9 protein-coding genes and 1 pseudogene are annotated in these 11,270 nt (G+C 40.0%); 1 reads left to right on the forward strand and 9 read right to left on the reverse strand.

The annotated features are described in order from the left end of the window. Window positions 1-104: 104 nt before the first annotated feature. The 6 genes and pseudogenes from ACFQ0C_RS21710 to ACFQ0C_RS21735 form a co-directional block, all read right to left on the reverse strand. On the reverse strand, window positions 105-1,652 hold the full coding sequence (locus ACFQ0C_RS21710) for a response regulator transcription factor (protein ID WP_379369496.1): 1,548 nt from the start codon (window positions 1,650-1,652) through the stop codon (window positions 105-107). Beyond that, entirely contained in the window at window positions 1,649-3,334 is a 1,686-nt protein-coding gene (locus ACFQ0C_RS21715) for a cache domain-containing sensor histidine kinase (RefSeq protein ID WP_379369498.1), read from the reverse strand. The genes ACFQ0C_RS21710 and ACFQ0C_RS21715 overlap by 4 nt, the downstream gene beginning before the upstream one ends. A 366-nt stretch (window positions 3,335-3,700) precedes the next feature. Continuing rightward, a complete protein-coding gene (locus ACFQ0C_RS21720) occupies window positions 3,701-3,919 on the reverse strand; it encodes a hypothetical protein (RefSeq protein WP_379369500.1) in 219 nt (72 codons plus the stop codon). A gap of 184 nt (window positions 3,920-4,103) precedes the next feature. Further along, window positions 4,104-4,598: a VOC family protein gene (locus tag ACFQ0C_RS21725; protein WP_379369502.1), complete on the reverse strand. Its 495-nt coding sequence runs from the start codon at window positions 4,596-4,598 to the stop codon at window positions 4,104-4,106. Window positions 4,599-4,883: 285 nt separating this feature from the next. Then, window positions 4,884-5,884: pseudogene (locus ACFQ0C_RS21730) on the reverse strand (NADP-dependent oxidoreductase). 74 nt (window positions 5,885-5,958) lie between these two features. After that, window positions 5,959-6,282 carry an ArsR/SmtB family transcription factor gene (locus ACFQ0C_RS21735; RefSeq protein ID WP_379369504.1) on the reverse strand — a complete coding sequence of 108 codons (324 nt, stop codon included), beginning with the start codon at window positions 6,280-6,282 and terminating at the stop codon, window positions 5,959-5,961. Window positions 6,283-6,507: 225 nt separating this feature from the next. Between ACFQ0C_RS21735 and ACFQ0C_RS21740 the strand changes: the two genes are divergently transcribed. Beyond that, window positions 6,508-7,350 carry an immunoglobulin-like domain-containing protein gene (locus ACFQ0C_RS21740; RefSeq protein ID WP_379369506.1) on the forward strand — a complete coding sequence of 281 codons (843 nt, stop codon included), beginning with the start codon at window positions 6,508-6,510 and terminating at the stop codon, window positions 7,348-7,350. A 204-nt stretch (window positions 7,351-7,554) separates the two neighbouring features. Here the strand turns inward: ACFQ0C_RS21740 and ACFQ0C_RS21745 are convergent, their stop codons facing one another. The 3 genes from ACFQ0C_RS21745 to ACFQ0C_RS21755 form a co-directional block, all read right to left on the reverse strand. Beyond that, window positions 7,555-8,832 carry an ankyrin repeat domain-containing protein gene (locus ACFQ0C_RS21745; RefSeq protein ID WP_379369508.1) on the reverse strand — a complete coding sequence of 426 codons (1,278 nt, stop codon included), beginning with the start codon at window positions 8,830-8,832 and terminating at the stop codon, window positions 7,555-7,557. 210 nt (window positions 8,833-9,042) lie between these two features. After that, a complete protein-coding gene (locus tag ACFQ0C_RS21750; RefSeq protein WP_379369510.1) occupies window positions 9,043-9,924 on the reverse strand; it encodes a phosphotransferase family protein in 882 nt (293 codons plus the stop codon). A 316-nt stretch (window positions 9,925-10,240) separates the two neighbouring features. Beyond that, window positions 10,241-10,765, reverse strand: coding sequence for a GrpB family protein (locus ACFQ0C_RS21755; protein ID WP_379369512.1), 525 nt, complete (start codon window positions 10,763-10,765; stop codon window positions 10,241-10,243). Between the last annotated feature and the right edge of the window lie 505 nt (window positions 10,766-11,270).

Raw genomic sequence — 11,270 nt, forward strand, 5'->3', positions numbered from 1 at the left:
AATGTGATAATTCTAATATTTTAAGAAAAGTGGACAGTTTTAATATTAATTGTCTTCTAGGTATAGTCTGATTGAACTTTCAATAGGTGATATAAACCTTCCTACTAACGGTAAAGCCTTTGAAATTCTCCTGGCGTATGTCCTGTAGCCTCTTTAAACACACGCGAAAAATATTTTGCATCCGAGTACCCCACTTGTTCTGCAACTTCAAACGCTTTTAACTTATTTGAAATCAGCAGCTCTTTTGCCTTCCGAACTCTCATTTCTTTGACAAATGAAGTGAAAGAAATGCCCAGCTCCTTTTGAAATAAAGAGCTTAAATATTCTGGCGTTATGCAAAATAAGTTTGCAAGCTCCTCCAGTGAAATCCCGCTTTGATATTTTTCCTGTATCATTTTCACCGATTTATTAATTACAAGACTATGCGATTTAGGAAGTGTTATAAAGCTTTCGGCGATCTTTGCAGTGATATCACGGAATACTTCCTTCAGTTCATATGGTGTCTGCACAAGCGAAAGCCGATGATATATATCTTTCTGTTCTTTGGCTATTTTGACTTCCCCAAGGATAACTCCTGCCACGTAAAGAATCGCAGCTGTAAACTGAATGCAAGCATCAATGACATGCTGCGGCTCGGCAGCCTCTCTCATGCAATGCTGTACAAAGAGATCCGCTTCAGATCTAAGCCTTGCCTGATCATGGTTTGATACCGCTTCTTTAATTCTCTGCTCCCACTCGGTTGAGTAATGAAAAGCTCCTCTTGTCACGTTGCTAATCGATTGTTTATCCAAAGCTTTACCAGTATCGACAACAAGAGTCCACTTACGCATGGACCTGATATTGAGCATTTCGATTTTTAAATTTTTGATATGAGGAAGGATCGCCCAGGTAATGACGAAATCGTCCAACGGCAGAGATTGAAGCTTGGTAATCAAATGCTCCCACAGGCTGCCCATACAAGGACTTGATGATTTCATATGGAGTACAATGTCGATTTCGTATAGGTCCGGATATTCAACTAACGTAAAATCATTGATCCTGCTGTCCTGCCCTAACGTGTGATGAAGCGTGCTTTTTACGTTGTGAGAACATTCCTCGTAACATTTGCCGATATAGACGGATGCAATAAAGCGGTTCGAAGCATGTTCCTCTCCAATCCATTGTTTGACGTGCTCAGACATACGTTCAACCTCAATGTCGGATTGTGTGAGGAAGCGTTTGATTATTTGCTCATGATCCTCGCTGCTATCCGTGACCGGTATTCCATTTTGCTGTTCGTTTGTTCTATCATTCTCCGCATGCAGGAGCACTTGTTTTAGATCATCTGCTGTAATCGGTTTCAATAAATACTCCATGACGAAACCGATCTGCAAAGCTTTTCGGGCGAATTCAAACTCGGAATAACCGCTTAAAATGACCGTTCTCGGAGTGATGCCCTCTTCCTTCAGAGCTTCCAGCATTTCAATTCCGCCCATAAAAGGCATTCTAATATCCGTAATGACCAGATCTGGCTTCATTTGTTTAATGGAGGCTATACCTTCCAGGCCATTCTCACATTCGCCGACAACTTGGTACAAGTCACTTAATTTATGGATCAGTCGAACTATGCCTTTACGGATTCTTTCTTCATCTTCAACTACTACGATTCTCATGCATTTCCCCCCTTGAGCAGTGGTACAATGATACTAACTTTGGTGCCTTGCCCCCAAGTGCTTTCAATTGAGCAATGAGCTTGATCTCCGTAATACAATTGCAATCTCTCCATCACATTCCGTACTCCAATTCCGAAGCTTGTAGCTGTACCCTTTGTTTCGCTTTCCATCATGCCTTTTAGGACGGTTTCATCCATGCCGCAGCCGTTATCTTCTATTTCCACGCATAAGAAGCTTTCGTTCCAAATAAAAAAGCGAATGTGCAGCTCGGCACCGGTTTTCATTCCTGCAAAGCCATGTATGATCGTATTTTCAACGAAAGGCTGAAGCAGCAGTTTATAAATTTTGGCCTCTTTTAGTTCCGGATCGATATGTATATAGTATTGAAACGCGTCGTTAAATCGGTTTTTTTGTAAAAACAAATATTGCTCCAGCCACTCGAGCTCTTGAGCCAGTAACACCATTTGATTACTGTAGCTCACGCTATAACGTAGAATAAGGGCAAGCCCCTTTAGCATCCGGCTGATTTCATGCTCATCTTTATCGATGGCCATCCAGTTGATTGAATCCAATGTATTATATAAAAAATGCGGGTTGATCTGAGCTTCTAAAGATCGGATTTCCGACTCCTTTTGTTTTTGTACGGCTATCTTCGTCTCTTCCATTAACTCATTAATAGTCGTCATCATCTTATTGTAACTTGAAGCTATAATTGAAATTTCATCGCCTGCATTATCCTCCAGCTTTACGTTCAGATTACCTTGTTCGGCTAGTTGCATCGCATTCACAATTTTACGTATGGATTGGGTGAGTAGGCCTGAGAAATAAATAATGAGTAGAATCGAAAATGAGAACACGGCAATAGCCGTCCAAATATTAATTTTCTGCATGGAGTATATCTCCGAAAACATTTTATCTTCACTTGTTACATTAACAATAGTCCAACCTGTCTGCTCATTCGGGTAGTAATTAATGATAGATGACTGTCCCATAACTACTGCCTGCTGGGGAAGATTTTCTAAAGGTGAAACTTTTGTGTTCAATAGGTTGAGAAAGCTGGTCCCGATCTTTTTTTTCTCCGGGAAAGACACAATATTTCTAGTGGCATCTATTAAAAAGTTGACGCTGGTAATTCCGTCTGCTTGGTTATCCATTAACGAAATGCTCGATGCCTTGGAAAGTATGGACTCATCCAAATCCATTATGAGGTAACCCATTATTTCCAGTTGACCCGACGAAATGCCGAACACCTTTCTAGCGATATGAAATACATTATCATCTTTACCACCGTCAATTTTCACTCTTTCTGTTACGGTAATGAGAGGCCCCTGCTGCAAATTGTTCAACTTCAATAGATACGGCGCAGCATCCTTCTTTGAATTCCATGGTGAACCTATTATTTTATCATAAGACACTAAAGAATCTCCATTATTATCTAAAAAGGTTATACCTCGAATACCCTCCTTAGAGTTGGAATAACCAGAGAATAACTTTTGAAGTGCTTCTGAGTAAAAAAGTTTATCGAAATCCGTGCCATGCAGCAGTTTTTCGATCGGTCTGATAAAATCTTTGTCAACAATTAATTGATATAAAGTATCATCATATTCGGATAAGCTCGCGTCGAGGTTTTTATTCGTTTGAATCAAATTATAGGTGACTAGTTCATTTATTTTTGTTTTCATTGCATTTGTCGAATTCCAATAAGTTATGTAATGCATAAAAATGGATGGCAAAAAAGCGGCCAGCACAAAAGTAATAATCAACTTATTTTTATAGTTTATTTTAGGTTTCTTAAAACCTAGCATTCAATCACCCAATTTTGCTTTATTTTGTTCTATAATAAATCTTCTCCGATAATGTTGCTATAGAAATTCGTATATTTTTTCCTGAGTCCTATTATTCCTTCTTCCTCAACATCCTCGAGAAGTACGTTATTCGCCACTTTCGTTACGTCATGCAACTAAAATAGACCGAAATCCTTTCTTGCTAATGGACCGGTCTACTTATGGGGAGAAAGTGAAATAGTGGCTTTCGTCTTAGACGATTATTTACAGCTTGCCTTGCTTTATCCAAGTCCAAATCCGATAAGAACCGAATAGGGCAATAAACAACAACAAAAGGGCAATAAGCCATATACCGAGCCGATTAATTTTATTTAACCCTTCTGCATTAACAAACACAAATACAGTAAGACCCACGAAAAAAATATACATTAAGACATTTGGAATTATCCAGGCAATTCTTAGTGCCATATTGGATTTAGTCATGCTGCCGCCTCCTTTGCAGATGATCTAATAATCGATTCGATGCATCTGTAACAGGTATTATGTCTTTTAACTTACATCATACTTATTTAATTTGCATGATAATTTATAGCTATATTCAACATTCCTGCCTTTAGTTTAACAAAAAAAAGCAGACTGCCGTGGCACCTGCTCTTTTAGCTGCTTTTCAACTATAGTTTTCCGTATATACTTTTTTCATGTTCTTTGTATAAAGTTCAACAATATTGCCTTCTGTATCTTTGAAATATAAATTACTTGGTTCTGGGTTTTCTTTTCTAAAGGCTAAAAAATCAATATCCATTGATTTCAGTATTGAAATGGTATCTTCAAATAATTCTGGTTTAATATATAATGCAAAATGAACATGGATACCACCTTCATCATACAATCCATTCCTCCACTGACTAACAGAGGTTTGTTTTATTTGCAGTTGTTCTTCAGAAAAATTTCTTGGAAGCCATAATCCAAGTCTGGTATTTCCGCCGATGTATAACCAAGTAGCCCAAATCCTTCCTGTACCGCTCGTGTCAAATTGTCCATTGTTATAACCCCACTGATCTACAATGGGAAATCCCAATTTTTCAGACCAGAAGCTTACTGCTCTTTCCATTGATTGAACCTCTAATACTAATTCAGAAACACCTTCGACCTGTAGTTTCATCTTCCCCTCCCCGTTTATGGTGATAAATTTCGGAATCAATTTAATAAGGGCTAATTAACTGTATTTGAGATGTAATCTTATATTACCATAATTAGGAAGTACTCTGTTGAAATTTTCAAGAGCATGAAGGTTAATCCGTTCTTTCATTGTAGTTGAGTAAACCAAAAGAGGAGCTGCCGCGAGGCAAGCTCCTTTACAATCTGTTGTTTTTTAACTCTCATGTCCCGTCAAGCTTAAAAATCAAAATCAAAAAATGTTGTTCTATAGGATGTTTCCCCTTGAAAATTACTTTATTCTAATGACGACCTTTCCTTTGGCGCTTCCGTCTTCAAGGTAATGAAACGCTTGCCCGGCATCTTTCAAATTATACACCTTATCAATAACGGGCTTAATGTGACCTCCCTCAATAAATTCTTTAAAAATCTTCAATTGCGCTCCGCTCGGTTTCATAAAAAGGTAATGATATCTCGTTTGGCTCTTCTTCTCAAGAGCTGTGATCTTTCGGCTCACGATGGACAAAACTGCCGTTTTCATCCAACCCAATTGTGCTTCTTTTCCAAATGCTGCGTTTGGTACGCCGGAGATTGATACTATTTGTCCGTTTGGCTTCAGTATTTGGAATGATTTTTCCAAGACAGCTCCTCCTAAAGTATCATAAACGGCGTCATACCCTGTTAACAGTTCTTCAAAATTCTCTTTTCTATAATTAATGATCAGATCGGCACCCAGCGCCTTGACCAATTCATAACCTTTATCGCTTGCTGTTGTAGTGACAAAAGCTCCCATCAATTTGGCCAATTGGATGGCAAAGGTGCCCACACCTCCTGAACCAGCGTGAACAAAATTTTTTGACCTTTTTGAAGATCCAAAATATCTGAAAAGGCTTGGTAAGTCGTAAGTCCGACCAGCGGAATGGATGCCGCTTCTTCAAAGTTTAGATTCTGCGGCTTCAGCGAAATATCTTCCTCATGTACAGCAATATATTCGGCTAATGTGCCGATCCGGCTTTTGCGGGGTCTCCCGTAAACTTCATCTCCGGGTTTAAATGCATTCACCCGGTCGCCAACCTTGGCAACAATTCCGGAGAAATCATTTCCTAAGATTAAAGGAAACTTATACTTTAGCAGGAATTTTACTTTTCCTTCCTTGATTTTAAAGTCGATAGGATTTAAGCTGGCTGCATGAATTTCCACCAGCACATCATGTTCTCCGATGTCAGGCACTGGCCGTTCTGTCATAATTAATGGAGCATTTTTTCCGTATTTCTCAATTATCATGGCCTTCATTTAAAATCACTCCAACTATGATTATTAGTTTAAACAATTAAACCAATGTTTAAAAAGTTTACCACTTTTACATGTCATTGAGACTTGTTGCACTCAGCTTCAACGGACGTAATTAATAATTTGAGTTGTTCAAGGGGTTTACGAATAGTTAGTACATAGTAATTTTCTACGCTTTTCTTTTCGGAATTAACAAAACCAGATTGTTTCAACACCTTCAAATGATGGGAGACGGCCGGCCTGGACAAATTTATATGGTCCGATATCGTATTGACATTAAGTCCTGATTTGTGCTGTGCCAGCAGCATAATAATGGCTTGACGGTTTTCATCAGTCAACACTTCCAGCAAAGGGATGCACTCTTTAAATTGTTGCAGAACATGCTCGGTTTGTTGGCTCATACGTTCCCCTCTTTCCGTTCATTCGTTTAATCATTTAAACATAACTATGTATTTAATTCAATTGCAATCATTAGGTTTTCACATTTGCAAGTCGGTTATTCAGCTAAAATACCCTTTAGCCCCTTTGTCACTTTTCCATTTGTATGCTACTTCTTAAATCCATTTTATGGAACTTTTTCGTATTCTCTGCGTCTAACTATGTATGTATGAAGGAGGAGGAGAACCATGCACCATGCCCTTTTGCTAGTAATACTTTGTTCCCTATGGATAAACACGGATAATATACACCCGGAACAACATAAGATTGAGCAGCCAGTGGCCCAACCATTTATATTACCTCATTCGTACAATGAAAACCTGAATGTTAAAACGGGATACGGACCTAAGACCGGTAAGTGGTTTTTGAGTGACAAAGGTGGACAGATCGGCTTCTCAATTTCAGGAGGTTATAAGAAGGCGGGCAGCGATGTTTCGGTGAAACTGGCGGCCCCTATCCACGATAGGAACATCCGCTTTCGATTGTCCAAGCTGGACAAAAGCTTCAAGCCCATATCAATCCTGGATGAAAAAATCGATTCAATGGACTCGGCCACCTCGCCCGATTATTCAAACCGACTGCCACAGGATCAGAATGCGTTATATTTGCTAAGCGCAGAAGTATTGGGCATAAACAACGAGGTAGAAGATACGTTATTGTCAGTCGTTTATGCTCCAATCTTGGAAATAAAATCAGCCATGTCTTTGGATAAGAAGCAGTATTCAAAGTTAGACACTGTTAGATTGAACATTAGCAATTATGGCCCATCCGTATTAATGTTTGGTAAGCCCTATAAAATCCAAAAATATAATCAGTCGGAATGGGAAAACGCCCCTATCCAAAGAGCTTTCACATTAGAGGGCATAGGATTGGAACCGGGAAAAACATATGAACAAAAGGTGACCATCAATGATTTGGAGCCGGGGAAATACCGAATTTTAAAGGAAGTTTCCATAATGGATATTCACGATATTAAGGAGACTTTGACAGCCGAATTCGAAGTGGTTTCACCTGAACATTCGCGAGAGTAACAAATAATTCGGGTACTCAACTCGTTAGGCCGCGGTGCGGCTCCCTTTCTTTTTTCAAGGTGATTTTATGAGCTGCTCTCAGCACATATATTTATTCGAAGATTGAAATACTGATGATCCCCATTCTCTGCTGGACTTACAGATTAGGAATAATCACCTTGGAAAACGGCGTGCCATATTTAACCTGAGGTTTCAGGAGACCGTTTATGTTCCTTTAATGACTCCGTAACGCACAAGTACTTCATTTACATCTTTGCTGCCTGACGCTTGATTGGGCAATGGAGCGCCGGCTTGAATGAGGTGCTCCGCCACCGCGGGGTAATCCCCGGCCGAATCTCGAAAGTGAACAGCTCCCCATATGCAGCTGTTAAGTGCATTGCCACCGTACCCATGGGTTAGATGAACGGATGCACCGTGCGCAATCAGCAATTGTACCACTTCGTCGTTTCCTCGCATAGCCGCGTTATGCAGAGCTGTAAAATCTTTGTAATCGCGGCGGGAATCCACAGGGAACCCGGCTTCGAGCATCGTAAGAACGGCTTGAACCTCATTGTTCCAAGCGGCATCAGCAATTGAGCTAAGATCCTCGAGCGAGAGCGATTGTACCAGCTTCGAATCCTGCTCAAGCAGATTTTGCACCGCCGCCTGATCGGCCTGCATACAAGCAAGCAGCAGCCGCTGATTTGAAGGACTATGCTTCGCGATCAGATCCACGATCTCGGGATGATTGCGGCGTGCCGCAAGATAGAATGGTCGCGTATTTGAGCCTATTTTGTACGCGTAGATGTGTCCCCCATTCGAATCGCCGGACGTGAAACTGCCCCGCCCAACTTGTGCTTGAAGGCACTCGGGGTCGGTACGAATGAAAGAGCGAACCAGCTCCGTATCTCCGATATTGATCGCTATAAAAATATCTGCTGCCGAGCCACGCTCAATAAGAAACCTGCATTTAGCCTCGTTATCGATCGCCCATTGAGCCGGCGTGCTGCCATGATCGATATCACGCTTATCAATATCGGCGCCGTGAGCGAGCAGAAAATCAATGATTTCATGTTCAGTGGCAAAATGAAGTGGAACCTGCCCATCGGGTCCGCGCTGATTGACGGCTGAGGGATTCATCTCGACCAGTTTTTTCACAGTATCCAACATGCCCAGTGCTGCGGCCGCATGTATATCGACGGGGGCTCCTAGTTCAATCAAATATCGGGAAAGCTCATGATGGTCATGATGCAAAACCCCGAATCCTCCGGCCCACCAGCTGCTTTTTGCATGCAGATCAGCGCCGTGCTCCAGTAAAATATCCACGACTTCGCGGTTTCCGTTTGCCGCTGCTGCGACAATCGCAGGCGTATCGAAGGCAAACCACGGCTCGTTAATTTGCTTGGCGAGAAAGGGATGCTCGTTTAGGCATCGCCTCGTCGCGACCGTATCATTGCTCATGATCGCCTGTTTGAACTGTTCAATGACCTTCTGCTCGTTCATGTATTTACCCTCCATTAGTTTACCTTTAAAGAAGTAAATCAGACTCTAGTTACCGAATAAAGTTCATCTCCATTTTTTAGTTGCAGATAAAGACCTGGACCAGAAAACAGCTCCAGCACTCTAACAGTCGCCTCAAATGTTTTCACGTAAATATTTTAACATAATTAAAACGGGAGTTCTTGTTCTATTCAACTCTTGTTTTTCGTCAGTTCAATAATCTACCGATTTCTGCAGCACAGATATATTTTCATTGAGGAACGCTTTATTTTTTTCAATTCCTCTATTTTTACACCAGACAACAGCACTAAAAGCATCATAAAAATCATAAAAAGGCAATATTGTATCCAAATCCAATAAGGGACGAATTGTTGAATACCCTTCTTCATACCTAACTCTGCTTTGAGGATTTACTTCCCAAATATAACGATTTATTTTTGTGAAATCTATTTCAGATGCCCCTCCTCGTGCACTCTCGAAATCAATAATACCAACGACCCTATTATCATTGGTTAATATATTACCTGGTCGAAAGTCCATATGAACAGCACACGGTCCATCAGGATGAGGCAGAATTGAGAAGGTCCTATCAAAGTGATTCATACATTTTTCAAATAAATCTCTATCAATGATTTCCTTACAGGGTTCTTTCAATTTTTCGAAATTATTTTTTATGTAAAGTCTCCAATTGTTCTGATCAAGATATTGAAAACCGTCTTTTCCTTCAACACCATATCCCGGCATTTTGACTTCGTGGAGCTTTGCATGATAGACCCCAATTTGAAATGCAAGTTTATCGTTAACAACACAAGTGCAAGGTGACCCTTGAATCTCAGTTAAAAGTAAAGCCCCAGATATTAAGTCATCCCCACTCCAGAAGTCTAAAACTTTTGGAACCGGTAATACTTGGCTCAACATTTCAAGCATACGATACTCACGAAAAAGTTTATCCTTATTATAAGGGATCTTAGCATATACATTTTCTCCATTAATAAGACTAAGCTTGTATACTTCTGAACTAAATGACTCAGGCACATGATCTATACTTATAACATTAAGGTTAAATCTTGTTATAATCGTTTGTATTGAGTTCAAATTGAACCTCCTTGAGTCTGAATGACATATTATCACAAATTTTATTAGTCTTTGGTGTCACGATTAAGTCTTGATAACTCTAACAATGCTTCATTTGCTACATTTCGTACATTAGCATGTTCGTGATTTATATGTAATAAAAATTGGCGCATACTTTAAATTAAAAGTAGCGCCTATAGCATTAATTGCATCTGTGAGCAGTTCGAATTCGATTAATTCGGTAGCCACCACGTTATACTGCCCGTTCGTAATGAGGCTGTCATGCTCCTTGAACTGTACCACAGAGCATGAAAGTTATTCCGTTCATTCGTGGTACTTAACGTTCTTTGCTCATTTTGTACCAACTTAGCGCTTTTCTTTCTAGCTCTTTAACAAACGCATCTTTACCATCCATATAAGCTTCAATGTTACTTGGGAACTGTTTGGCGAGGCTTTCTTTTAAATCTCCATAACGATTTGCTTCATCGGTATGCGTTCGGAGGTAATCCCTTACAGCAAAATGGCGAGTAATGTCTTCCTTATTATCCCCTTGAAACACATGCACTTGATGCGTGCGATTATCTCCGCCTTTTCGGAAATACCTTCTTCCTTTCATGCCAAGCTCGCCCATACATTCGTAACCTAGTTCTTCCATTCGACCATTAAACGAATCTATTTTTTCAATATATTTGACTACTGGCATGATATCAATGATTGGTTTGGATTTTAACCCTGGAACTGAAGTGCTGCCTATATGATGAATGTCGATTAACTCATCAGCAAAAATATCCTTTATTTTTTGAGATTCCTCGTTAAACTTTTGTCTCCAATTATCGTTGTATTCTGTAACCACAACATTCATTTAATTAACCTCCTCAGGGAAATATTCATTGCGATCAGATTAGGGCTTTACAACATCATAAAAAGTAAGGGAGAAAAAAAGATACAAAACCGAAATCATCGATTGACGAAGTCATTCGATTTCGTTTCCGTGCCCAGCCTAGCCCTAGACAAAAACTTAAGAACGGTAATGACAGCGCACACGACTTTATTCGAATTTATTCGACTCGAAGCCATTGCCTGCTCCCAAAAACCTGCATTTATATAGCCCTTGGCCGGTATATCTGAAGTCTTATTGAATTCATGCAAATGTGAATTTATTTTTTCATTCTTAGCCGTACCGAAGCGTTTTCCATGAAAATTGCTGTACTTTTGCAGGTTTGTTCTCTCTACAGCAATTCTGGTAGGAAAATAACTGCATGTTAAGTCAATTTCATAATTCAATTCTTTGAAAGTCAGACTGATCCCAAATCCATGGGCTCTTTTTTAAAAAATTATGCGACCTGCTTAGCTTCTTCCATACGTTT

Source organism: Paenibacillus sp. GCM10027630 (assembly GCF_042676305.1).
Lineage (GTDB): Bacteria > Bacillota > Bacilli > Paenibacillales > NBRC-103111 > Paenibacillus_S.

What these genes read in the sequence shown, in the direction of transcription:
- ACFQ0C_RS21710 (WP_379369496.1), bottom strand. Translation starts at nt 1,652, where the DNA reads ATGAGAATCGTAGTAGTTGAAGATGAAGAAAGAATCCGTAAAGGCATA.
- ACFQ0C_RS21715 (WP_379369498.1), bottom strand. Translation starts at nt 3,334, where the DNA reads ATGAAAACAAAAATAAATGAACTAGTCACCTATAATTTGATTCAAACG.
- ACFQ0C_RS21720 (WP_379369500.1), bottom strand. Translation starts at nt 3,919, where the DNA reads ATGACTAAATCCAATATGGCACTAAGAATTGCCTGGATAATTCCAAAT.
- ACFQ0C_RS21725 (WP_379369502.1), bottom strand. Translation starts at nt 4,598, where the DNA reads ATGAAACTACAGGTCGAAGGTGTTTCTGAATTAGTATTAGAGGTTCAA.
- ACFQ0C_RS21735 (WP_379369504.1), bottom strand. Translation starts at nt 6,282, where the DNA reads ATGAGCCAACAAACCGAGCATGTTCTGCAACAATTTAAAGAGTGCATC.
- ACFQ0C_RS21740 (WP_379369506.1), top strand. Translation starts at nt 6,508, where the DNA reads ATGCACCATGCCCTTTTGCTAGTAATACTTTGTTCCCTATGGATAAAC.
- ACFQ0C_RS21745 (WP_379369508.1), bottom strand. Translation starts at nt 8,832, where the DNA reads ATGAACGAGCAGAAGGTCATTGAACAGTTCAAACAGGCGATCATGAGC.
- ACFQ0C_RS21755 (WP_379369512.1), bottom strand. Translation starts at nt 10,765, where the DNA reads ATGAATGTTGTGGTTACAGAATACAACGATAATTGGAGACAAAAGTTT.